Source organism: Actinophytocola sp. KF-1 (assembly GCF_054661535.1).
The window spans coordinates 61,474-84,887 of record NZ_BAAFVK010000021.1 but is presented as its reverse complement, the minus strand read 5'-3'; the positions used below and the strand labels follow the sequence as shown (position 1 = coordinate 84,887).

Below are 23,414 nucleotides of genomic sequence, written 5' to 3'. Positions count from 1 at the left end.
CCCGTGCGAACGACACCGTAGCGCAGCGCCGCTGGTTCAATGTCAGGCATGTTGCGAGCCCGCAGGCGGGGGTTCTTCCGCCGCGAGTACGAGATCACCTCCGCCGACGTCGCCGTCACCACCCTCGGCGGCACGCGCAAGGAGGGGTGCGTGTTCACCCTGGACGGCGTCGAGTACCGCGTCGAACGCGACGGCAGGCGGCGGTTCGTGCTGCACGGCCCGGACCGTCGCGTCGCGACCGCCGACCGCGCCACCGGTCGCGAGTGGACGGTCAGCGCGAACACCGGGAACCTGAAGCTGATCCGGCCGTCGCTGTGGCGGTCCGCCTGGGAGATCCACCAGCGCGGCTCGGCACGCGGCACCATCCGCCACGAAGGGGTGTTCGGCCGCACCTTCGTCGCGGAGATGCCCGCGGACGTGCCGCACCCGGTCGGCGTGTTCGCCTTCTACATCGTCCTGGTGCAGTTCGAACACGCGGCGAACGCCGCGGCAGCGGGGTAGCTCGTGCTCGTCATGGCACGGCAGGGCGGGGTCACCTACCTGATCTCCGAAGACGGCCGTCACGTCACGTCCTTCACGACCTTCTTCCAGACGCCGTGCGCCATCGACGGCGTCCCCTACCGGCTCACCCACGAGGACAAGGGCCGGTTCTGGCTGGAAGGGCCGACCGGGACCGCGGCGTTCGCCTACCGGACCGGACGCGGCGAGGTGCTCGCCAGCGCCCCCGGGCACGAGCTGTACCTGCGCCGGACCAAGCGGTTGCCGCCGAGGTGGGAGCTGCACCACGGCGGGCAGGTCCTCGGCACGTGCCGCCTGAGCGCGTTCGGCGCCACGAGCGACCTGCCAGCGCACCTGCCCATGCCGCTGCGGGTGTTCCTGTTCTACGTCGTGATCATGACCGACGCCGGGTTCATCCTCTGGTTCTAGTCGGCGAGCGCCCAGCCCTTGATCATCTGGTAGGCGATCGAGGTCGGGCCGGGCAGCTTCAGGTCAGGCAGCTCCGTCGCCAGCGCCTCGCGCACGGTCGCCCGCGACACCCACTGCGCGAACTCGATCTCGCCGTCCGCCGGGTGCAACGGCACGGTGCCCTCGGCGGCCGCCGCGAAGCCGACCATGATCGAACGCGGGAACGGCCACGGCTGGCTGCCCAGGTACCGGATGTCCGACACCACGACGCCGACCTCCTCCGCGATCTCCCGCGCGACGCACGCCTCGAGCGACTCGCCCGCCTCCACGAAGCCGGCCAGCACCGAGAACCGGCCCGGCGGCCAGATCGGCTGCCGCGCCAGCAGCACGTGCGAACCGTTGACCCCCACCCCGTCGTGCACCAGGCAGATCACCGCCGGGTCCGTGCGCGGGTACTCCTCACGGCCGCAGTTCGGGCAGTGCGTGGCCCAGCCCGCGTTCCTCCGCTCCACCGCGGTGCCGCAGTTGGCGCAGAACCGGGCCTTCGCGTGCCAGCTCAGCAGCGCGACCGCCGTCGTGAACAGGCCCGCCGCCGTGTCGGACAGCAACGCGCCCGTGGTGCGTAAGTCGTGCCACTCCTCGCCGTCCTTCGACGCGCCTGCCCACAGGCCCCACGCCGAGTCCGGCGACGGCACCCCCTCCTGCAGTTCCTCGTCGGTGCGCATCGCCCAGTAGCCGACGCCGTCCGCCTCGCCGAGCAGCATCGCGTCCGGCGGCAGCTCACCGAAGGTCGGCCGCGGCGCGAGTTCGGTCGCGCCCGCGCGGACCGGGGTGCGGCCCTTGCGGTCGACGACGATCACCCGGCCGGTCTCCCACAGCTTCGCCAGGCGCTCCGGGTCGGTGCGCACCGGCTCGTTGCGGTCCACAGTGGACCGCGAGAGCCGGGGCACCTCGGCGAGCTGGAACGGAACGGTCACTCGACCACGCCACCCAGGGAACGCAGTGCGGAGAACTGTGCCGCGTCACCGACCACCACACCGGTGAACCTGGTGGGCGAGAAGAACTCCCGCGCCGCCTCCGCGATCTCCTCGGCCGTGACCTGCGCCAGCCGCTGCGGGTGCGCGACCAGCCAGTCGGTGCCCAGCCCGAGCGGCGCCAGCGCGGCCAGCTGCGACGCGAGCCCGGTCTGCGACGCGGTCGAGATCAACAGCGACCCGATCGCGTACTGGCGGACCGTCTCGACCTCCTCCTCGGTCGGCGGCACCACACCGAGCCTGCCCAGCTCGTAGCGCATCTCGAGCAGCGCGGGCGCGGTGACCTCGCTCGCCGTGTCCGCGTCGATCAGCAGCGTCGCGCCGCGCACGGTGAACTCGAACGACGACCGGGCGTGGTAGGTGTAGCCCTTGTCCTCGCGGATGTTCTCGACGAGCCGGGAGGAGAAGAACCCGCCGTAGGCCAGGTTCGCGAGCTGCAGCGCCGCGTACCGCGGGTCGGTGCGCGGGACGGCCTGCGCCGACAGCCGCAGCTGCGACTGCACCGCACCCGGCCGCGGCACGAACAGCACGTCGCCGCCCACCACGTCCGGCAGCTCGGGCAGCTCGACGGCGCTCGCGTCCGACGACCACCCCGACAGCGCGGCGCCGATCTTCGCGACCACCGTGTCCGGCTCGACGTCCCCGACGAACACCAGCACCGAACCACGCGGCAGCACCGACGCGCGGTGCATGGCCCGCACCTCGTCCGCGGTGACGGTCGCGACGTCCGCCGCCTCCGGCGTCTCGCGGGTGAACGGGTGGTCGCCGTAGCGGTGCCGCTGCAGCGCCTCGCGCGCGATCACGCTGGGCTGCGACCGGGCGACCGCGATCCGCTCGACCAGCCGGGCGCGCTCGCCCTCGACCTCCTCGTCCCGGTACGCGGCGCCGGTCAGCGCGTCGGCCAGCACGTCCAGCAACGTGTCGAGGCCGCTCGCGAGCGCGTTGCCGCCGATCGCGAGCCGCTCCGGGTCGACCCCGGCACCCAGCTCGCCGCCGACGAGCGCGAGGTCGGTGTCCATGGCGACGCGGTCGCGCCGCTGTGTGCCGGTGAGGATCGTGGCCGCCAGCACCTCGGCGATCGCCGCGTGCCGCCGGTCGGTGCCCGCGAACGGGATCCGCAGCCGCACCTCGGCCATCGGCACGGTCGGCTGGTGCACCGCGACGACCCGCAACCCGTTGTCCAGCACCGTGTCGACGGACTCGAGGCCGGTGGCCGAACGCTGCTCGCCGAGCTCCGGCAGCGGTCGCGGCCCCAGCTCGGTGCGGCCGATCTCGGCGGCGGTACGGAAACCCGCCGACGTACTACCTCCCGCGGAGGCGGCATCGATACTGGTCACTTCTCTCCTCCTGCGGGCGACACGGTCAGGACCGCGCGCGAGTCGGGGCGCAACGTCTTGGCGGCGGCGGACACGGCCTCCGGCGTGACCGCCGACAGCCGGTCGGTGAGCTGGTAGACGAGCCCGGGGTCGCCGTAGAGCAGCTCGAACGAGCCGAGCGCGAGCGTGCGCGACACCAGCCGGTCGTGCTCGCGGTGCAGGCCCGCGACCCAGCGGGCGGTCACCTTCGCCAGCTCCTGGTCGGACGGCGCGGTGGTGGCGAGCCGCTCCAGCTCCTCGTCGACGGCCGCGAGCACCCTGGCCTGCGCGACCTCCGGCGAGTGCACCGCGGTGATCGTGAACGTGTCCGGGTCGCGTGCCTCGAACGGGCCGAACAGGCCGCAGGCCGCGTTGATGTCGGTGACCAGCGGCTCGCGCAGCACCAGGCGCTGCTGCAGCCGCGACCCGTCACCCTCCGCGAGCACCGAGGCGAGCACGAGGTTGGCGAGGTAGCCGTCCAGCTCGGCGATCGGGTCGGGCATGCGGTAGCCGATGGCGAGCGCGGGCAGCGGCGCGTGCGGGTCGACGTGCTCGGCCTCCAGCTGGCCCGCGGGCGGCGGCTCGCCGAACGACGGCCGGTCCGGCGCCGGGCGCGCGGGCACGTCGCCGAAGTGCTTCTCGATCAGCTCACGGGTGCGCGCGACGTCGAGGTCCCCGGCGACCGTCAGCACCGCGTTGGCGGGCGCGTAGTAGGTGTCGAAGAACTGCGCGCAGTCGTCCAGGTTCGCCGACTCCAGCTCGGTGAAGTCGCCGTAACCGTTGTGGGCGTTCGGGAACGTCGAGTACAGCACCGGCGGCAGCAGGATCCACGGGAACCCGCCGTACGGCCGGTTCAGCACGTTCAGGCGGATCTCTTCCTTGACCACGTCGACCTGGTTGCGCAGGTTCTCCTCGGTGATCTTGGGCGCCCGCATGCGGTCGGCCTCGAGGAACAGCGCCCGCTCCAGCCCCGCGGACGGCAGCACCTCGAAGTAGTCCGTGTAGTCCGGGTGGGTGGAGCCGTTGAACGTGCCGCCCGAGGACTGGATGTGCCGGAAGTGGGCGAGCTTCTCCAGGCTCTCGCTGCCCTGGAACATGAGGTGCTCGAACAGGTGCGCGAAGCCCGTGCGGCCCTCCGGCTCGGAGCGGAACCCCACGTCGTAGTGCACGCTGACACCCACCACCGGCGCGGTCGGGTCCGGGGCGAGCACCACGCGCAGTCCGTTGGGAAGCGTGAACCGGGTCAGCTCATTTCCTGGCATGCCCGAAGCCTACGTGCAAGCACCGACACTCGGCGTCCGACTCGTCCCGAGTTGATCACTCAGCGGAGCCGGTGAGCGCCGCCTGGCCCGCCTCGTCGGTCGTCACCCGTGCCCGCGAACCGCCCGTGACGTGCATCTGCGGGCCGCTCGGACGACGGCGTACGCTCCTGGCGAACCCGGGGCGGTCACCGGCCCAGCGCCGCGTCGAGCGCGAGCAGGAACGCGGCGAACCGGGCGGGGAACTCGGCGGGCGCGTCCGTCTCGTACCAGTAGATGCCGGGTGTCCCGTCCGCGGCGGCGTCGAGGTCGGCGAACCGGCGCACCCACCCGTCGACCTCGCCGAGCACCACCGCGTACGGCAGCGACCGCGACAGCACCATCTCCCGGTCGGCGGCGGGGATCGCGCCGGCCTCGGTGGTGCGCAGGTAGTTCAGCAGCCCGCGGATCTGCTGCACCAGCACGGACCCGCGCCTGGTCCGCGCGGGCATCATCCGCGCGCCGAGCGCGAGACCGAGGCCGCCGACCACGAGCTCGAGCCCGAGGAGGGCGTGCCCGACCGTCAGCGCCAGCACGACGGTCGCGACGATGCCGCCCACCGCGAGCAGCACGCCGACCAGCGACCACAGCGACCGGTCGTGGTCCGGCCTGCGCGCGAACCACTCCCGCTTCACGACGTCGGTGTACATGGCCTCGCGGACCGCGCCCAGGTCGACGCGGAGCGCCGCGACGGACACCTCCGGGACGTCCCCCAGGACCTGCCGGTAGACGGCTCTTTCGTAGTCGGTGAGCGCCGCGTCCGGCGGGTTGCGCCGCACCAGCACCCACTCCGACGGCCCGGTCTCCCGCACCGACAGGTAGTTGCGCACGGCCAGGTCGACCACGGTGGCCGTCACGTCCGCGACGTCCACCCGCTCGTCGACGACCGTGCCGACCTGCCCGGGCAGCACCCCGTCCGGCGAGGCGAACGCGACCCGGCCGCCGTCCCCGGTCATCAGCAGCTCCACCGGCGCGACGTCCCCCGCGAGCGCACGCGCGTCGCGCCCCCTGGCCAGCCACAACAGCACGAAGCCGCCGATCAGCAGCAGCACCAGCGCGCCGAGACCGACGCCGCTCGCGGTGGTGAGCGCGAACGCGCCCGCCGTGCCGATGTCGTCGAACCGGGCGTTGGCCCCGACCGTCCCCGCGGGCAGGTTCACGGTCAGGTCGACCCGCTCGCCTGCGGGCAGAGCTTCTTGCACCACACGCAAAACCTGCGACGAGTCCGCGAGCGCCGACCCGCATGGCGAGTCGGTGCCGAACGCCCCTGCCAGGCACACCACCGCCTCCGGCCGCGCGGGTGCGATGAAGGAGGCACGCAGCAGCCGCACCTCGGTGTCCCAGCCGCTCGCGACCTGCCAGCGCACCTCCTGGTGCCCGGCGACGTCGGTGACCGCACCGTCCACCTTGTACGTGACGGTGCTGGCGCCCTCGCCGAGTGCCATGACGAACCGGTCCCCGGTCACCTCGGTCTTGGCGTTGCCGGTGACCTTCACGTCCCGGACCGAGAACACGCGGTCGCGGTCGTCACCGGCCTGGATGCGCAGCGGCGCGCGCCGCGTCATCGTCTTGCGCGCCCGCACGAAGACCTGCTCGGTGACCGACAGGCTGCCATCGCGCTCCACCTTCAACGCGATGTTGACGCTCTCCGGGAGCAGCGGGCGCGGGCCGGTCGGCGGCTTGTCCTCGTCGGCGGGGCCGGACGGCTTGGTGGGGTTCAGATCGTCGAAGTCGCCCGTCGGGAGCGGCTGTCCCGGCCACTTCAGCGTGGGTACCGACGACGGCGGCGACGGCACCACCGGCACGGTCGGCTCCTCCGCCCCCGCCGGATGAGCCAGCCCTACCAGCGCGCACGCGGCCAACGCCGCCGCGGGAATCCCCCACTTCGCCAACACGCCTGCGGAGGATAGTCGAGTGCCCATATGCTCACCCGCTGTCTGAGACAAGTAGGGGGAGACGGGGATGACGCAGCCGCCGCAGGGTCCGTGGCGCCCGATGGGACCGCTGCCGCCACCCCAGGCGAGGCCCCTGCCGCCCGGTTACGTCCCCCCGCCACCGCACCCGCCGACGCGGCCGTACCCGGTGCCACCGCGATTCCCCACCGGGCCGTACCAGGCGCCGCAGTACCCCCAGTACCCGCCGCCCGGCATGTACCCACCGCGGCCGCCGACCCCGCCGTGGCTGCAGTACCCGGGTCACCAGCACCTGCTGCAGCCCCGCAGGAAGTCGAACACCGCCGCTCTCGTCGGCACGATGCTCGTGATCGTGCTGCTGGGTGTGGTCGCGATGGTCGGCGTGATCGCCATGAACGACAAGGGGGACAGCGTCGCCGACACCGGCTACGGCGACGACCCGACCGCCACGTCGACCACGACCACGACGACCACCACGTACGAGACGACCACGACCACCGCCGAGCCGACCACCACGACCGAGGAGTCCACGCAGGACACCCCGACGGAGACCACGCAGGCGGGTCCGCAGCCGGTGTACGCGCTGGAGGACAACCCGTTGTTCGCAGGCGACGTCGGCACCCCGGCCGTGACGTGCAACCTGACCCGCTGGGAGACCAGCCCCGCTGGCGCGGAGGCGTTCTTCACGAGCGCGCTGCCGTGCCTGGACGCGGCGTGGCAGCCCGTCATGGAGTACCAGGGCCTGCCGTTCTTCACGCCGGGCATCGCGTTCCCGCAGGGCACCGAGTGGTCGAGCCCGTGCGGTGACGTGTCCGCGGGCAACGGCGCGGTCGCGGCGTTCTACTGCAGCTACGACAACACGCTGTACATGCCGTTCGCCGGGCTGCAGACGGAGATGTACGGCGCGCGGCCGGGTGTGTACCTGGCGGTGCTCGCGCACGAGTACGGGCACCACGTGCAGGCGATGAGCGGTGTCATGGACACCTACTGGGACGCCAGGTACAACGCGGGCGCCGACACGGAGGCCGGCCTGGAGCTGTCCCGCCGGTTCGAGTTGCAGGCACAGTGTTTCTCCGGCATGTTCCTCGCCGCCACGTACGGCCGCGGCTCGGTGGACGACAACATCCTCACCGAGGCCCGCACCACCCAGGACCGCGGCGACCACAACCCGGGCGCACCCCGCGACCACGGCAGCGACGAGCACGCCATCGCGTGGTGGGAACAAGGCGCGCAGCTCAACCGCACCTACCAGTGCAACACCTGGCTGTCCCCACCGGAAGACGTCAGCTGACCGCCGCCCGAACACCGCGAGTCACGCTCGCACGCACATCGAGTTGGCAGTTTCGTGCAGGTCGTGATGTGCACGAAACCGGCAACTCGGTGTGCGCGAGAGCGCGACTCGCGAGTCGTCAGGTGAGGCGGAGGGTGGCGGGGAGTTGGGTGGTGCGTGGGCCTCGGCGCAGGAGGAACGCGTAGGCCGCGCCTGCCATCCCGCTCACCACGACCAGCAACAGGCCGAGTCCTTCGCCGTCCTTGCTGTCGCCCACCGCGGCGTCCGCGGCGTGCACCACCACGTCACCCGTGAGCGGACCGGTCGGCACGGTGACGTCGACCGGCTCCCCCTTGACGTGACCACAACCGTCGAACCGGGCGCGGTGTTCCTTGCCGCCCGCCGTGAACGTCACCGTCTCCAGGGCCCCGGCACGGCTGCAGGGCACGCCGGCGACCACGGATGCGCGGGTCTTCTGCCCCTGGTCCTCCGGGGACGCGTCGAACACACCGACCGTGCCGACCAGCGCGGCGACCAGCACGCCGAGCACCACGACCGCCGTGCCCGCCGCCGCCCACCGCAGGTAGCCGAGCGGGATGAGCACGCCCCAGATCCGCACGCGCAGATCGTCCCAGACGGCTCCCCGCCGGCCGACAGGTCAGTCTTCGTCGGCGCGCGTGACCTTCTTGACGTACAGCAACCGGTCACCGGGCTCCACCGCGTCCGCCTCCGGGTGGTCCACGCGGTACAGCTTCCCGTTGCGCACGACGCCGAGCACGATGTCCGGCAGGTGCCGCGGCGACCCGCCGATCTCGCTCTCCTCGACGTCCCGCTCGGCGATCGCGAGCCCGGACTCCGGCGTGATCAGGTCCTCGACCATGTCCACGACCGTCGGCGTGTGGGTGGCCATGCCGAGCAGCCGCCCCGCGGTCTCGCTGGACACGACGACCTGGTTGGCACCGGACTGGCGCAGCAGGTGCACGTTCTCCGCCTCCCGCACGGCGGCCACGATCTGCGCCTTGGGCGCCAGCTCGCGGGCGGTCAGGGTGACCAGCACGGCGGAGTCGTCGCGGTTGGCGGCCACGACCACGGCCCGTGCCCTCGGCACACCGGCGACCCGCAGCACGTCGGAGCGCGTGCCGGAGCCGTGCACCGTGACGAGGCCGAGCGCGGACGCCGCCTCCAGCATCGCGTGGTCGGTGTCCACCACGACGATCTGCTCGGGTTCCACACCGTCGGACAGCACGGAACGCACGGCGGACCGGCCCTTGGTGCCATATCCGACGACCACCACGTGATCGCGCACCTTCGACCTCCATCGTTGCAGCTTGAATGCCTGGCGGGAGCGCTCGGTGAGCACCGCGAGGGTGGTACCGACCAGGACGATCAGGAAGAGGACCCGCAGCGGCGTGATGACCAGGACGTTGACCAGCCGCGCCGACGCGCTGACCGGCGTGATGTCACCGTAGCCCGTGGTCGACAGCGAGACGGTGGCGTAGTAGAGGCAGTCGAGGAACGACAGCCCGTCCCCGTTGCCGTCGCGGTAGCCGTCCCGGTCGATGTACACGATCACGACCGCCGCCATCAGGGCGATGAACGCCCAGACGACCCGCCGCACGATGGACGTGATCGGGCTGATCGTGGTTTCCGGCATGCGGATGACACCGACCAGCGAGTGGTCCGGCCGGTCGGTGAGCCGGTCGGCGAAGCGGAGCTTGCGCAGTCGCCGGTGTCCGGACTCGTCAGGGCTGGTCACGGTGGGAGATTAGCTGTGGGGGCCGCCACGCGCGTGACGGCCCGCCGGTTCCTCAGTAATACGTGATGTCCCAGTGGTTGCCCTCGTTGTAGTAGACGTTCCCGGCACCCGACCGCCACTTGGCGCCACCGATGTAGGTGAAGTTCCGCTTGATGTACCCCGACACGCACGACGTGATCGCGATGTCGACCTTGTACCCGTTCCAGTGGCTGTAGGTGCCGGAGGCGTGCCCGGTCTCGGTCCCCCCGGTGACGGTCACCTTGCAGCGGCTGGCCTTCTTGAACGTGATGACCCCGCTGATGGTGCCGGACTTGATCCCGCTGAACGAGGTGCAGTTGGGCTTGTTGCGGTTGCTGCAATGTCCGCTGGACGTCCAGCTGATCCCCGCCGCCCTGAGCTTCGCCGCAGCGGCCTTGTGACTCAGTTCCTTGCCCCCGGCCGACGCCGGCGCCGACATGGCGACCGCCATGCACAACACCACGACCAACACACCCAACCCTTTGCGAACCATGCGTGACCTCCTCATGTGCTGCCCTTGCGCAGGCAAGGTCGCACTCAAGAGGAGGCCACGGAGAGACAAGTGCACAGACGGCACACCACAGTGCACAAGCACCATCCAGGCCCGCCGGACCGGGCCGAGCAGGGGCGCGAGCCCCAACACACAAGGACGGCTGCCTGCCATCCCGTCGACCTGGCGAAGCCCGATCACACCGGGTCAAGGGGGCCCGAAGCACGACCCAACCCCGCACCCAAGCCGCCGGGCCCCCTTGACGCGGTGTGATAGCCCCGTGGGAGGTCAACGGGATGGCAGGCAGACAACGGACACCAGTCCATGCCAACCCAACCCCGTGCAAGACCCGCCGCCATCCCGGAGACCAGCCCGTCCGGCGAGGACCCCCCGGAGGGAAAACCCCGCGCAAGGCACACCAAAAACCCCGGGCACACAAACCGCCACAACGGCACTGACCTGCGAAAACAGCGCGATACGCGCGCCCCCGGTACGTACGTGGACCCCCACCCATTCCCGGGGGCCACCCGCCATGCCAGTCTACCAGTGGGCACCGACAATTCCGGGGCTCGGCGCGAAACTGTGGATAACCCACCGAGCTGTGGATAACCCGCCCTCGCCGACCCGTCGATGTCGGACCTGTCTGTTCGTATACGCGGCATGACTGAACTGCTGCTCTCCGGACGAGGCCTGCTCGAGTCCCTCCGCGTGCACGACGACCACCTCTACGTCGCCGACTGGTCGGCGGGCGAAATCCTCGACGTGACCACACAAGAAACCGTCGCCACCATCCCGTCCCTCCCCCTCTGCTTCGACTGGCTCCCCGACAACCGCATGGTCATCGTCCAGTCGGCAGAAGGAAAACTGCTCCACCGACACCCCGACGGCACCATGACGACCGCGGCCCGGCTCGGCGACGGCACGTGGAACGACATCACGGTCGATCACAACGGGGACGTCTACGTCAACAACTCCCAGGGCACGATCCACCGCGTCCGGGGCAGCACGACGACACAGGTGGCCGACCGTCTGGCCTTCCCCAACGGCATGACGATCGTCGACCGCACGCTGGTCGTCGCCGAGTCGTACGCGCACCGGCTCACCGCGTTCGACATCGCCGGCGACGGCCTGGCGAACAGGCGCACCTGGGCACTGCTCGACGACACCGCCGCGCCCGACGGCATCAGCGTGGACGACGGCACGATCTGGTACGCCGACGTCCCCAACAAGTCGTGCGTCCGGGTCGCCGAGGGCGGCGAGGTCCTCGAAACACGAACAGTCGATCGCGGCGCCTTCGACTGCGTGGTCACCGGCACGACCGTCTACGTCGCGACCGCCGAGTGGCGCGGCATGACCGAACTGGTCACCCCGGGCAGCGGTCAGCTGGTCGGGATCCCCCGCAGCAGCGCCCGCAACGCGGGCGCGTCCATCAGGTCCACGGGCCGCAACGTCACGTTGGAGCGCACGTAATGGAACGCCGCACGCACCTGGGACAACGGCACGCCGGACAGGCTGGCCCACGCGAGCCGGTACGCGGCGAGCTGCACCGACAACACAGGCAGCTCCTCCTCCGCCGGCACGGCACCGGTCTTCCAGTCGACCACGGTCCACCCGCCGTCGGCGTCGGCGAACACCGCGTCGAGCCTGCCGCGCAACGTCATGCCGTCGACGTCGCACGTGAACGACACCTCGACGTCTGTCGGCGACCGTTCCGCCCAGTCCGACGCCAGGAACGCGTCCTGCAGGGCCTCGAGATCGGCGTCCGCGGCCGCTTCGGCGTCGGCAGAACCGGGCAGTTCGTCCAGGTCCAGCAAGGCGCGCGACCCGAACCGCTTCTCCAGCCACGAGTGGAACGCCGTCCCCCGCCGGGCGACGGGGTTCGGCGGGAACGGCAGCGGGCGGCGGAGCCTGCGGGCCAGCGACGCGGGGTCGCGGGCCAGTTCGACCAGCTGGCTCACCGAGATCGAGTCGGGCAGCGTCACGTCCTCGTGCCGGTTCGCGGCGGCAGCGCGTTCGGCCAGCAGCACGTCCGTGTCGGCGATCCAGCCTTCGGGATCCGGTTCCAGCGACAGCTGCTCACCCGAGCGCAACGACGCCAGTTCGGAGCGGACCATCGTCGCCGCGTCCTCGATGTGGGGACGCGCCGGGGACAACGGGTCCGCGGGCCACAGCGCGGTGCGTTCGGCGGTGGCGAGCGGGTTCTCCTCGTGCTCACCGGGTTCCGCCGCCATGAACTCGACGGACGCCACCTGTTCGTCCATGGTGCCCACGGCGGCCGCGACCTCGGTGAAGAAGTCCGACGGGCCCTTCGGCTTGGCGCCTGTGCGGCCCCACCAGTGCGCGGACACCAGCAGCGTCCGCTCCGACCGGGTCAGCGCGACGTAGCAGAGGCGCCGCTCCTCGACGAGGTCGCGCTCGGCGAACGCCTCCGCGTGGTTGGTCAGCTCGACCTCGATCTCCTTGCGGTTCTCCGCGGCCGACAGGTCCAGCTTCGGCAGGTCGGCGGCGTCACCGCGCAGCGCGGCGGGCAGCTCGGTGACGGCACGCAGCCAGCACGACGTCCGCTTGCGGCTGGGGAACACGTCCTTGACCAGGTGCGGCACGGCCACGATCTCCCACTCGAGGCCCTTCGCGCTGTGCACGGTCAGGATCTGCACGCGGTCCTCGGCGACCTCCACCTCACCGGGTTCGAGGCCGTCCTCCGCGCTCTCCGCCGCCGCGAGGTAGTCCAGCAGCGCGCCGAGGCTGGCCGACGGGCTGGCCTGCGCGTAGTCGGACACGACGTCGGCGAACTTGTTCAGGTGGGCCCGCCGCGCGCCGCCGACGCGGGCGGTGGCTTCGACGTCGAGCAGCATGGCGCGCTCGACGTCCGCGACCAGTTCGGGCAGCGGCTGGTCGAGCCGCCTGCGCAGCATCCGCAGCTCACCGCCGAGCGACCGGATCCGCCGGTACCCCTCGATGGAGTACCGCGCGGCGTCGCCGGGGTCGTCGATCGCGTCCACGAGCCCGGCCTGCTCGGTGCTCTCGCCGGGCACCATGTCGACAAGTCGACCTTCGCCGTCCGGTCGGTAGGCCTGGCCCAGCTCGGCGGCGCGCTTCCACAGCGCGGCGAGGTCGGCGGCGCCGAGCCGCCACCGCGCACCGGTCAGCAGCCGCGCGGCGGCCGCGCCGGCGAGCGGGTCGATGAGCACACGCAGTGCCGAGGTCAGGTCCCGCACCTCGGGTTCGTCGAGCAGACCACCAAGGCCGACCACCTCGACCGGCAAGCCCCTGGCGCGCAGGGCGGTCGCCAGGTCGGTCATGTCGGCGCGGCGCCGCACGAGCACCGCGGCGGTCGGCGGCCGGTCGCGTTCGTCGGCGGCGAGCCGCCACCGCTGGGCGATCTCGTCGGCCACCCACTCGACCTCGGCCGCCACGTCCGGGAACAGCCCGACCCGGACGTCGGCGGGGCCGCGGCCCGGCGGCGCCCGCAGCTCGTCCACGTCCAGCCCGGCGCCGCGCAGCGGACCGGAGATCGCGTTCGCGAGTTCGAGCACCTCCGGCGGGTTGCGGAAGCTCGTCAGCAGGCCGTAACGGGTGGCCGGCACGAGCTTCTTGCCGTCCAGCTTGGGGAAGTCGGTGACGAACCGGGGCAGGTTCGCCGCGCTCGCGCCGCGCCAGCCGTAGATCGCCTGCACCGGGTCGCCCACCGCGGTCACCGGCATCGGGTTCTTGTCCCCGAACAAGGACCGCAGCAGGACGCGCTGCGCGTGGCCGGTGTCCTGGTACTCGTCGAGCAACGCGGTGCCGTAGCGCTCCCGCTCCCCCGCCACCACCTCGGGTTGCGTGCTGGCGAGCCGCGCGGCGAGTGCCATCTGCTCGGCGAAGTCCAGCGCGCCCTCCTTGCGCTTGGCGTCGCTGTACGCCTGCACCAACGGCAGCAGCGCGACCCGGAACCGTTGCGCGGCAACGACTTCCTTGAGGTCCTGGGACAGCTCGGCGCGCTGGCGCGGCCCGCGGGGCGCGTTCTCAATCGTCGACGCGAGGTCCTCGCTGTACGCGCGGAGCTTGTCCTCGTCGACCAGGTGCTCGGCCAGCTCACCGGCCAGGTCCAGCAGGTAGCGGGTCACCGTGACCGGCACCCGCTCGGTCTCGAGGTCCTGCGTCCACGTCGACACCACGCGGTGCGCGAGCTGCCAGCACGCGGTCTCGGTCAGCAGGCGAGCGCCCGGCTCCACGGGGAGCCGCAGCCCGTGCTCGGCGACGAGCCTGCCCGCGTACGCGTGGTAGGTCAGCACGGTCGGCTCGCCGGCGTAGAGGTCGGCGAGCAGCTGGCCGCTCGGGTCGAGCCGCCGCGGCAACGCCGAACCGGCCAGCCTGCGCAGGCGCGAGCGGACCCGGTCGGCGAGCTGGCGGGCGGCCTTGCGGGTGAAGGTGAGGCCCAGCACGCGGTCCGGGGTGACGATGCCGTTGGCGACCAGCCACACCACGCGCGCGGCCATGGTCTCGGTCTTGCCCGCGCCGGCCCCGGCGACGACCAGCGCCGGGTCGGTGGGTGCGGCGATCACCTCGGCCTGCTCGTCGGTGGGTGCCGGCAGACCGAGTTCCTTCGCGAGTTCCCTCGGGGAGATCACCGTCGAGATCACTCCGGGACCTGTCGCCCGCTGGCGTGCATGGGGCAGCTGGTGCGGACCGGGCAGCGCGGGCAGTCCGGGTTCTGCCTGGCGAGGTACTCCGGTCCGGTGCTGGCGGCGGCCACGTCGGCGACGACGCCGGTCCAGTGCTTCACGCCGTCCTCGCCGACGGGGTCCTGGTTGCGTTCGGTCGCGGCCTTCTTGCGGTTGGCCTTGGCGACGTACAGCAGCCGGGCGCCGCCGGGTTCGCGGTCGAGCCCGAGTTCGGCGAACGCGCCGTACGCGGCGGCGAGCTGGTACACGGCGAGCTGCGGGTGCTCGCGGGCGTCGGCCTCGGTGACCGCGTTCTTGCCGGTCTTCACGTCGACCACGACCGGCCGGTTCTCGTTGTCGGCCTCGAGCCGGTCGACGCGGCCGCGGACGCGGACCGGCGGCTCGGTCTCGGGGATGTCGACGGTGAAGTCGTGTTCGACCGCGACCTGCGTCAGCTCGCCGCGGGTGGCGGCCATCCAGGAGAGGAAGGTGTCCAGCATGGCGTGCACCCGCTGACGTTCCCGCCGGGAGAACCACGGCGCGCCGGCGTCGACCGCGTCCCACGCGCGGTCGAGTTCGGCCCGCAGGTGCACCTCGTCGGCGCCGGAGGCGGCGGCCTGCGCGAGCGCGTGCACGAGCACGCCGGTGATCGACGCGAGTTCGGCGGGGTCGGTGCCGCCGTGCCGCTCGACCATCCAGCGCAGCGGGCACTTGGCGAGCGTCTCGACGTTGGACGGCGAGACGGTGACGCGTTCCCGCTTGTCCCGCAAGGGGTTCGCGGTGGACAGGTCGGCGAGGCCGTACCAGCTGTCGGGGTGCGCGCCGGGCACACCGGCCTCGGCGAGGCGGGCGAGCTGGCGGGCGGCGCGACGCCTGCGGTCCTCGGTCGCGTCCGGGTCGGCGACCGCGCGGCGCAGGTCGCCGACGAGGTCCGCGAGCACGAGCGCGCGCCGGGTGCCGCCGAGAGAGGTGGGCCTGCCCGCGTCCTCGAGCTCCTCGATGTCCACACCGGACAGTTCGGCGAGGAACCGGGACGGCTGCTCGTCCTCGCCGCGGATGGCCGACACGAGCAGCTTGCGGCGTGCGCGGCTCGCGGCGACGAGCAGCAGCCTGCGTTCCTCGGCGAGCAGCGGCGCGGTCGCGGACACCCGCTGCGAGTCGTCGACGCCGGAGAGCCGGTCGACGAGCTTCTCGACGCCGAGCAGCGTGCCGCGCAGCCGCAGGTCCGGCCAGGTGCCCTCCTGGACGCCGAGCACGGCCACGACCGTCCACTCGCGACCGACGGCGCCGTGCGCGGTGAGCACGGCGACGACGTCGTCGCGTTGTGCGGACGGGGCGAGTGTGTCGCCCACGATGCGCTGGGAGGCGAGGAAGTCCGCGAAGCCGGTGACCCCGGCGCCGGGCAGCCGGTCGGCGTAGCGGGCCGCGGCGTGGAAGAGGCCGACGATCGCGTCGAGGTCGCGGTCCGCCTGCGCGCCCAGGGTTCCGCCGCGCCGCGACTGCGCGACCCAGCGCGCCTCGAGGCCGCTCTGCTGCCACACCTGCCAGAGCACCTGCTCGATGCCCGCGTTGTCGGCGATGGCCTCGCGCGCGGTGGCGAGCAGCCCGGCGACGCGGCGGACGCTCACGGCCTCGGCGTCGTCGAGCGCGGCGAGGAGGTCCTCGGAGTTGAGGACCTCGACGATCAGCTCGTCGGAAGGCCGGTCGTGCCCGGCGGCGAGTTCGAGCTTGCGCAGCCCCCGGCGCAGACGGCGCACGGCCAGCGGGTCGGCGCCGCCGAACTGGCTGGTCAGCAGCATCTCGGCGCGTTCGGGGTCGAGCAGCCGGGGGTGGGCGGCGACCCGCAGGAGCACGAGGAACGGCCGCACCGCGGGCTGGCGGGCGAGTGGCAGCTCGTCGGCGTCGGTGCTGACCGGCACGCCGGCGGCGGTGAGCGCGCGGTAGAGCACAGGCGCGGACCGGGTGACCGACCGGCACAGGACGGCCATCTCCGACCAGGGCACGCCGTCGATGAGGTGTGCCCGCCGGAACTGGTCGGCGATCCAGGCCGCCTCGGCGGCCTCGGTGGTGTGCAACCGGACGTCGGCGCTGCCGTTCTTGCGCGAGTTCTCGACCGGTTCGCCGGGTGCCGGCCGCTGCGGCGCGGCGCCGGGCAGCCGTGCGGCGAGGCGGGCGACGGCCTCCCGGACCGCGGGCGCCATGCGGTGCGACTCGCGGAGGACGACCGTGCCGCCGTCGGGTTCGGTGTCGGCGAGCAGCCGCGGGTCGGAGCCGCGGAAGGAGAACACGGCCTGGTCGGGGTCGCCCGCGAGGACGAACTCGTCGGCGGCGAAGCCGAGCCGGGCGAGCAGCTGGTACTGGAGCGGGTCGAGGTGCTGCGCGTCGTCGACGAGCAGGTGCCGGACCCGGCGCCGCTCGGCGGCGATGAGGTCGGCGTCGGTGTCGAAGGCGAGGAGCGCCCCGGCGACGAGTTCGGCGGCGTCGAGCGCGGGCGCGGACTCCTGCGCGACGGCACTGTCCGCGGCCCCGGCGAGCAGCGTGACCTGCTCGTACTGCTGCGCGAACCGCCCGGCCGCCACCCACTCCGGCTGCTTGGCCTCCTTGCCGACGCGGATCAGGTCCTCGGGCCCGAGCCCGCGCTCGGCGGCGCGGAGCATGAGGTCCCGCAGTTCCTCGGCGAACCCGGGCACGGTCAGCGCCTGGCGCAGCCGCTCGGGCCAGTACCCGACCTCGTCCTCGACGTCACCGGCGAGCAGTTCGCGGACGACCGCGTCCTGCTCAGGGCCGGACAGCAGCCGCGGCCCGGGCACGTCCCGCAGGTGCGCGTGCAGCCGCAGCACGGAGAACGCGTAGGAGTGCACGGTGCGGACGAGCGGCTCGCGCACGGTGCGCGGCACGTCGTCGGTGTCGTCGTGCTCGGTGATCAGCCGCGCGACCCCGGCCCGCACCTCGGTCGCGGCCCGCCGGTTGTGCGTGATGATCAGCAGCTGCTCGGGGTCCACGCCACCGCGGAGGATCCGGTCGGCGGCGGCCTCGACGAGCAGGGTCGTCTTCCCGGTTCCCGGTCCGCCGAGCACCCGGACGAAGCCGTGGGCGCCCTCGAGCACGCGTCGCGCGGCCGGGTCCCACCGGGACGGTGCGCGGGGTGCGACCGGCCGGCGAACGAGCCGGGGCCCCGGCATGCTCGTGACGACCACGCCGACGATGGAACCACGCCGGGCGAACGGGGTCGCGGGCGGCACGCCGTCATACTTGCTCCCGTGGTGTCGGAGGAACTGCACGAGCGCGTACGGGAGATCATCAAGTCGATCCCGAGTGGCCGGGTGGCGTCGTACGGTGACATCGCGGCGATGGCGTCGGCCCCCACGCCGCGCCTGGTGGGCCGGATCCTGTCGGAGGACGGTCACGACCTGCCGTGGCACCGCGTGCTGCGTGCGAACGGCACCCCCGCACCTGGTCTGGCCAGGCGGCAGCTGGAGCTGCTGCGGGCCGAGGGCGTGCTGGCGGACGGCGACAAGGTCAGCATGCGGAAGTACCGCTGGCGGCCGTGAGCTCGGCGAGCCGCCGGGTCAGGAAGCGGCGTTCGGCGTCCGTCGGCGCCTGCGCGAGGGCCTCCTCGTAGGCGACGCGCGCCTCGTCGTGCCTGCCGAGCCTGCGCAGCAGGTCGGCGCGGGTGGCCGCGAGCAGGTGGTAGCCCGCGAGGTCGGCGCGCAGGTCGTCCACGAGCGCGAGCCCCGCCTCGGGTCCGTCGACCTCCGCGACCGCGACCGCCCGGTTCAACGACACGACCGGTGACGGGCTCATCCTGGCGACCACGTCGTACAGGTTCGCGATGCGCCGCCAGTCGGTGCCGGCGGCGGTCCGCGCGGTCGCGTGGCACGCCGCGATCGCCGCCTGCAGCTGGTAGGGGCCCGGGTCGGCGAACAGCTCGTCGAGCACCGCGACGCCCTCGTCGATCATCGCGTGGTCCCAGCGGGTGCGGTCCTGCTCGGCGAGCGTGACCAGGTCGCCGTCCGCGGTCCGCGCCGCCCGGCGGGACTCCTGGAACAGCATCAGCGCGAGCAGCCCGCGCGCCTCCGGGTCGGGCAGCAGCTCCACCAGCACGCGTGCCAGCCGGATCGCCTCCGCGGCCAGTTCGCGGCGCTCCGTCGAGTAGCCCTCGTTGAACAGCAGGTACAGCACGCCGAGCACGCCCGCCATGCGTTCCGGCAGCAGGTCGGCGGGCGGCACCCGGTACGGGATGCGAGCGTTGCGGATCTTCCGTTTCGCGCGGACCAGCCGCTGCGCCATCGTCGCCTCCGGCACGAGGAACGCCCGCGCGATCTGCGGTGTCGTGAGGCCGGCCAGCGTGCGCAGCGTCAACGCGACCTGCGCTTCCAGCGGCAGCGCCGGGTGGCAGCAGGTGAACATCAGCCGCAGCCGGTCGTCGGGCACGACGTCGTCCTCCGCACCGGGCGGCGCGTCGTCGTCGACGAGCGGCGCGAGCTGCCGCAACCGGCCGGACTCGGCGGCGCCGCGCCGGATGCGGTCCAGCGCCCGGTTGCGTGCGGTCGTGGTGAGCCACGCCCCGGGGCGGCGCGGCACGCCGTCCCGGGGCCAGGTCGCCAGCGCGCTCGCGAACGCGTCGGCCGCGCACTCCTCGGCGAGGTCCCAGTCACCGGTGAGGCGGATCAGGGTGGCGACGACCCGCCCCCACTCGGTGCGGAAGGCCTCGTCGACGGCGGCGGTCACGGCCATACGGGACGCAGCTCGATCGCACCGAACTTCGCGACGGGGTGCTTCGCGGCGATGTCGACGGCCTCGTCGAGGTCGGCGCACTCGATGATGTCGTAGCCCGCGATGTACTCCTTGGTCTCGGCGAACGGGCCGTCGGAGACGAAGGTGCCGCCGTCCCTTGGCCAGACGGTGGTGGCGTCGCTGACGGGCCGCAACTGGCTGCCCTCGAGCCGCCGGTCACCGGTCGAGGCGAGCCACTCGGTCGGGTCGCCGCCCTCGCCGACCAGCTCGGGGTCGGCGCACACGAACATCAGGAAACGCATCATTCCTCCCAGAACGGCCGGATCTCGATGGGGAACCGGCCCGCGGCCGGGTGGGTGGACGCGATGGCGATGGCGTCGTCGAGGTCGGCGCACTCCAGGATCTCGACACCGCCGATCCACTCCTTGGTCTCGGCGAACGGCCCGTCCGACCGCAGGGTTTGCCCGTCGCGCACCCGCACGGTGACGGCCTCGTCCGGCGGCCGCAGAAGCGTGCCGACGCGCCGGGCGCCACGGGCCTCGACGTCGGCGAGCCAGGCCATGAAGGCGGGCTGGACGTCGATCTCGGCCGGACCGGCGAGATCGGACCCGTCGCTGCTGATCATCAACATGTACCGCACGTGTTCCTCCTGTCCGGCTGCCGCTCGTGCAGCCTCTCACCCCCACGACGCGGTCCCCCGCGGAAATCGACAGGCGCGCGGGTGTCGATTTCCACGGCGGGCGGCGTCGGGCGGGTGAGGAGAGGAGAACGCGATGTACGTACCGACGGTGCTGACCCAGCCACCGACCCGGGAGTCGGAGGTCCGGCTGGCACGCCTGGTCGCGCGGTGGACCCGTGCACTGCGCCGCCGATGCCCTGAACCGCGGCGGTGGACACGGCTGCAATCAAGCCGCTGACCAGCGAGAATCTCCCGGCCCATCCGGCGGGGTTCCGTCCTGGGCTGCTGGTGGTTTTCCTTGTTGTGGGTTTCCCTCCGGGGGGTCCTCGCCGGACGGGCTGGTCTCCGGGATGGCAGGGGGTCGGGCACGGGGCTGGTTTGGCAAGGACTGGTGTCCAGGGTGTGCCTGCCATCCCATCGACCTCCCGGCGGGCTATCACACCGCGTCAAGGGGGCCCGGCGGCTTGGGCAGGGGTTGGGTTGGGTTTCGGGCCCCCTTGACCCGGTGTGATCGGGCTTCGCCAGGTCGACGGGATGGCAGGCACCCCTCACGAGGTTGATGGGGGCTTCGCCCGCTTCGCGGGTGCCGGGCGCTGCGCGCCCGGCATTCCGGGTCGGCATCCCTCATCCCGGGGTCGGCATCCCGGAGTCGGCCCACGCCGCTCGCGCGCGCGATGGCAACCCCCACCCGATCCCGGGGGCCACCCGCCATGCCAGTCTACCGGTACCCACCGACAGAGGGACGGTTGTCGATCTTGGCTGTGGACAACCGGGTGGGCTGTGGACAACTCACCCCGCGCCGGGCGGGATTGTCGGTGGGTCGTGAGAGGCTGGTGACCGGGGGCCGGAGGCCGCGCCTCAGCTCAGCTGGTCGTCCGCGGACGTGCGGTGTGCCAGGTGTTCCGCGGGGATCTGGCCCAGGCGGCCGGCCTGGAAGTCCTCGAACGCCTGGACGATCTCCTCGCGCGTGTTCATCACGAACGGGCCGTACCGGGCGACCGGCTCGTTGATCGGCACACCGCCCAGCACCAGGATCTCCCACGCGGGCGAGTTCGACGGCTGCGTGGCCGCCGCCCGCACCGACAGCGCGTCGCCCGGGCCGAAGACCGCCAGCCGGCCCTCCTCGAGGGGCGTGCCCGAGCCGGCCGTGCCCCGGCCGGACAGCACGTAGACCAGCGCGTTGTAGTCCGCGGGCCACGGCATCGCCAGGCGGGCGCCCGCGCTGACCGTCGCGTGCAGGTACGTGATCGGCGAGTGCGTCACGCCCGGGCCGTCGTGGCCGTCCAGCGAACCGGCGATCACGCGGACCAGCGCGCCGCCGTCGTCGCTCGACAGGAGCACCGTGTCGGTGGCGCGGATGTCCTGGTAGCGCGGCGTGGTCATCTTCAGCGCCCTGGGCAGGTTCACCCACAGCTGCACACCGTGGAACAGGCCGCCGCGCGCGACCATCTCCTGGGGCGGCACCTCGTTGTGCAGGATGCCGGCGCCCGCGGTCATCCACTGCGTGGCGCCATCGGTGATGAGACCGCCGCCGCCGATCGAGTCGGTGTGCTGGAAGGCGCCGTCGATCATGTACGTCACCGTCTCGAAGCCGCGGTGCGGGTGCCACGGGGCGCCCTTCGCCTCGCCGGGGCCGTACTCGACGGCGCCCATGTGGTCCAGCAGCAGGAACGGGTCCGCCAGCGCGAGGTCAACGCCGGGGAACGGCCGCCGCACCTGGAAACCCTCGCCCTCCAGGAACTTCTGCGCCGTCACCACCTTGTACGGCTCGCGCCAGGCCGGGGCCGCCGGCACGGAAAGACGGGGCAGGGTCAGTGTGTCCGCGGTGATCGCCGGCATGTCGCGCCTCCTGGAACGGAACGGTACGCCTGCCAGAAGGTAGTTGCACTCTCAATTATTCCCGGCCGCCAGTACAGTGCGCGGTCATGTGGCGACAGCTCGGGCTGACGTGGCTCACCGGCGCCGCGGTCACGGGCACCATCGCGGTCCTGTTCACGACCGGCACCCTCGGGCTGCCGTTCCGCCCGCTGGCACTGCTGTCCGGCCAGGCGCGGTTCACCCTCGCCGTGCTGCTGTTCGCGCTCGGCGTCGCCCTGCTCGCCATCGGCAGGCGCACGCAGCACGCGAGCTGGCTGCCGAACGGCGGCCGCGGCGTGCTGCTCTGGACGATCCTCGTCGCGGGCGGCGGGCTCGCCGGCTGGGGATACGCGGCCGCGGTCACCTTCGAGGCCGGGTTCTCGCACACCACGCAGCTCGTCCTCGCCTACACCGGCGGCGGACTGCCGTTCGCGCTGATCGCGGGCCTGCTGGCGAAGCCGAAGCGGATGAACGCCGCCGCCGCGATGCTCACGGCCGTCGCGCTGCTCATCGGGTTCGTGCTCCTCGACGGGCGGCCCGAGACGCTGCTCCGCTACCTGCAGACGATGTTCGGCCCGTTCGCTACAACGTGGTGATCAGCCGTGCGGCCCGCTCCAGGCCGCGCATGGACTGCTCCGTCGAGTGCGGGTGCAGGGCGTGCACCGCGAGCCGGAACAGCAGGGCGTGCACCAGCACCTGCGGCCACTCCGCCAGGTGCGACCACCGCTTCGGCAGGCCGTCGTCGGCGCCGCCCCACGCGAGCGCGTCCACGACCACCACCGCGGCGGCCCACTCGGCCGGGCGGTGGAACGCGGTGAAGTCGACGATGCCGGGCGCGGCGTCCGCGGCGAACAGGACGTTGCCGAACAGGTCGCCGTGCACCACCTGCGGGCGCAGCGACAGCGGCTTGCGGGAGCCGGAGATGACGTCGAACAGCCGCCCGCCCAGCGACGGGTTGAGCGGCGCCTCCTCCTCACCGGCGGCGGCGCGGTCGGCCATCGCGAACACGTCGGCCCGCAGCGCGAGGAACCGGGGCACGGGCAGGTCGGCGGTCGCCTTGTGCAGCCGCAGCGACGCGGCCACGACCTCGTCGTAGCGCGGCTCGGGCCTGCCGTCGATGTGACGGAACGCGATCCACCCGCCGACGACGTACCGGCCGTCGCTCGACCGCAGCGGGCGGCCGATGCGCAGGTCCGGCACGTGCAGCTCGGTCAACGTCTGCGCCACCCACGACGCCTCGGCCGGGTTCGTCACCGGCCGCAGCGCGATCTCGCCGCAGCGCCACAGCGGGCCGTTGCCGACCAGTTCCGGCACGCTGTCCTTGGCGCCGAAGGCAGCACGCACGTGCTGGGGCGGCGGGGCAGGTGGGGACGCAGTCACGTCCAGGCACGCTACCCCGCCGAACCACCGTGCGGCGTGCAGGTCACGCCGCCGTGCGCGTCGCTGACCCGAATG

The 23,414-nt window shown here is 72.7% G+C and carries 20 protein-coding genes; 6 read left to right on the top strand and 14 right to left on the bottom strand.

What is annotated here, in order from left to right:
* The first annotated feature begins 48 nt into the window (after nt 1–48).
* Together ACYQ77_RS42270 and ACYQ77_RS42265 are read left to right on the top strand one after the other, a co-directional pair.
* Complete coding sequence (locus ACYQ77_RS42270; protein ID WP_459722829.1) at nt 49–501, top strand: hypothetical protein; 453 nt, start codon at nt 49–51, stop codon at nt 499–501.
* A gap of 12 nt (nt 502–513) precedes the next feature.
* A complete protein-coding gene (locus tag ACYQ77_RS42265) occupies nt 514–927 on the top strand; it encodes a hypothetical protein (protein ID WP_459722828.1) in 414 nt (137 codons plus the stop codon).
* On the opposite strand, the gene nudC is transcribed toward ACYQ77_RS42265, so the two are convergent.
* The 4 genes from nudC to ACYQ77_RS42245 form a co-directional block, all read right to left on the bottom strand.
* The gene (gene nudC, locus ACYQ77_RS42260) at nt 924–1,883 is read right to left on the bottom strand and encodes an NAD(+) diphosphatase (RefSeq protein WP_459722825.1); all 960 of its coding nucleotides are present in this window, start codon (nt 1,881–1,883) and stop codon (nt 924–926) included. The two genes, ACYQ77_RS42265 and nudC, sit on opposite strands and share 4 nt — an antisense overlap.
* Nucleotides 1,880–3,277 carry a M16 family metallopeptidase gene (locus tag ACYQ77_RS42255; protein WP_459722822.1) on the bottom strand — a complete coding sequence of 466 codons (1,398 nt, stop codon included), beginning with the start codon at nt 3,275–3,277 and terminating at the stop codon, nt 1,880–1,882. The genes nudC and ACYQ77_RS42255 overlap by 4 nt, the downstream gene beginning before the upstream one ends.
* Nucleotides 3,274–4,557, bottom strand: a complete 1,284-nt coding sequence (locus ACYQ77_RS42250; RefSeq protein ID WP_459722819.1) for a M16 family metallopeptidase — start codon at nt 4,555–4,557, stop codon at nt 3,274–3,276. The genes ACYQ77_RS42255 and ACYQ77_RS42250 overlap by 4 nt, the downstream gene beginning before the upstream one ends.
* A gap of 185 nt (nt 4,558–4,742) precedes the next feature.
* The gene (locus ACYQ77_RS42245; RefSeq protein ID WP_459722817.1) at nt 4,743–6,488 is read right to left on the bottom strand and encodes a DUF2207 domain-containing protein; all 1,746 of its coding nucleotides are present in this window, start codon (nt 6,486–6,488) and stop codon (nt 4,743–4,745) included.
* A 67-nt stretch (nt 6,489–6,555) separates the two neighbouring features.
* Here ACYQ77_RS42245 and ACYQ77_RS42240 point away from each other — a divergent pair, with 67 nt between their 5' ends.
* Complete coding sequence (locus ACYQ77_RS42240; RefSeq protein ID WP_459722814.1) at nt 6,556–7,797, top strand: neutral zinc metallopeptidase; 1,242 nt, start codon at nt 6,556–6,558, stop codon at nt 7,795–7,797.
* Between the two features lie 118 nt (nt 7,798–7,915).
* On the opposite strand, the gene ACYQ77_RS42235 is transcribed toward ACYQ77_RS42240, so the two are convergent.
* From ACYQ77_RS42235 to ACYQ77_RS42225, 3 genes are all read right to left on the bottom strand, one after another.
* On the bottom strand, nt 7,916–8,395 hold the full coding sequence (locus tag ACYQ77_RS42235; RefSeq protein ID WP_459722813.1) for a hypothetical protein: 480 nt from the start codon (nt 8,393–8,395) through the stop codon (nt 7,916–7,918).
* 39 nt (nt 8,396–8,434) lie between these two features.
* A complete protein-coding gene (locus tag ACYQ77_RS42230; RefSeq protein ID WP_459722925.1) occupies nt 8,435–9,499 on the bottom strand; it encodes a potassium channel family protein in 1,065 nt (354 codons plus the stop codon).
* Nucleotides 9,500–9,584: 85 nt separating this feature from the next.
* The gene (locus ACYQ77_RS42225) at nt 9,585–10,001 is read right to left on the bottom strand and encodes a hypothetical protein (protein ID WP_459722810.1); all 417 of its coding nucleotides are present in this window, start codon (nt 9,999–10,001) and stop codon (nt 9,585–9,587) included.
* A gap of 699 nt (nt 10,002–10,700) precedes the next feature.
* Between ACYQ77_RS42225 and ACYQ77_RS42220 the strand changes: the two genes are divergently transcribed.
* Entirely contained in the window at nt 10,701–11,510 is an 810-nt protein-coding gene (locus tag ACYQ77_RS42220; protein WP_459722808.1) for an SMP-30/gluconolactonase/LRE family protein, read from the top strand.
* Here the strand turns inward: ACYQ77_RS42220 and ACYQ77_RS42215 are convergent.
* Nucleotides 11,420–14,662 (bottom strand): ATP-dependent helicase, encoded by a 3,243-nt coding sequence (locus ACYQ77_RS42215; protein WP_459722924.1) that lies wholly within the window; start codon nt 14,660–14,662, stop codon nt 11,420–11,422. The two genes, ACYQ77_RS42220 and ACYQ77_RS42215, sit on opposite strands and share 91 nt — an antisense overlap.
* The gene (locus ACYQ77_RS42210; RefSeq protein WP_459722921.1) at nt 14,662–17,868 is read right to left on the bottom strand and encodes an ATP-dependent helicase; all 3,207 of its coding nucleotides are present in this window, start codon (nt 17,866–17,868) and stop codon (nt 14,662–14,664) included. The genes ACYQ77_RS42215 and ACYQ77_RS42210 overlap by 1 nt, the downstream gene beginning before the upstream one ends.
* Before the next feature lie 81 nt (nt 17,869–17,949).
* Between ACYQ77_RS42210 and ACYQ77_RS42205 the strand changes: the two genes are divergently transcribed.
* The gene (locus tag ACYQ77_RS42205; protein WP_459722920.1) at nt 17,950–18,237 is read left to right on the top strand and encodes an MGMT family protein; all 288 of its coding nucleotides are present in this window, start codon (nt 17,950–17,952) and stop codon (nt 18,235–18,237) included.
* Here ACYQ77_RS42205 and ACYQ77_RS42200 read toward each other — a convergent pair.
* From ACYQ77_RS42200 to ACYQ77_RS42185, 4 genes are all read right to left on the bottom strand, one after another.
* Nucleotides 18,206–19,423 (bottom strand): RNA polymerase sigma factor, encoded by a 1,218-nt coding sequence (locus tag ACYQ77_RS42200; protein WP_459722806.1) that lies wholly within the window; start codon nt 19,421–19,423, stop codon nt 18,206–18,208. The genes ACYQ77_RS42205 and ACYQ77_RS42200 overlap by 32 nt on opposite strands.
* Nucleotides 19,414–19,725, bottom strand: a complete 312-nt coding sequence (locus ACYQ77_RS42195) for a YciI family protein (RefSeq protein ID WP_459722804.1) — start codon at nt 19,723–19,725, stop codon at nt 19,414–19,416. Before ACYQ77_RS42195 ends, ACYQ77_RS42200 begins: the two co-directional genes overlap by 10 nt.
* Nucleotides 19,725–20,054: a YciI family protein gene (locus ACYQ77_RS42190; RefSeq protein ID WP_459722917.1), complete on the bottom strand. Its 330-nt coding sequence runs from the start codon at nt 20,052–20,054 to the stop codon at nt 19,725–19,727. The genes ACYQ77_RS42195 and ACYQ77_RS42190 overlap by 1 nt, the downstream gene beginning before the upstream one ends.
* A 906-nt stretch (nt 20,055–20,960) precedes the next feature.
* Nucleotides 20,961–21,941, bottom strand: a complete 981-nt coding sequence (locus tag ACYQ77_RS42185) for a pirin family protein (protein WP_459722802.1) — start codon at nt 21,939–21,941, stop codon at nt 20,961–20,963.
* 86 nt (nt 21,942–22,027) lie between these two features.
* On the opposite strand from ACYQ77_RS42185, the gene ACYQ77_RS42180 reads away from it, so the two are divergent.
* On the top strand, nt 22,028–22,555 hold the full coding sequence (locus ACYQ77_RS42180) for a hypothetical protein (protein WP_459722800.1): 528 nt from the start codon (nt 22,028–22,030) through the stop codon (nt 22,553–22,555).
* Here the strand turns inward: ACYQ77_RS42180 and ACYQ77_RS42175 are convergent.
* Nucleotides 22,542–23,339, bottom strand: a complete 798-nt coding sequence (locus ACYQ77_RS42175) for a TIGR02569 family protein (protein WP_459722798.1) — start codon at nt 23,337–23,339, stop codon at nt 22,542–22,544. The genes ACYQ77_RS42180 and ACYQ77_RS42175 overlap by 14 nt on opposite strands.
* Nucleotides 23,340–23,414 lie beyond the last annotated feature (75 nt).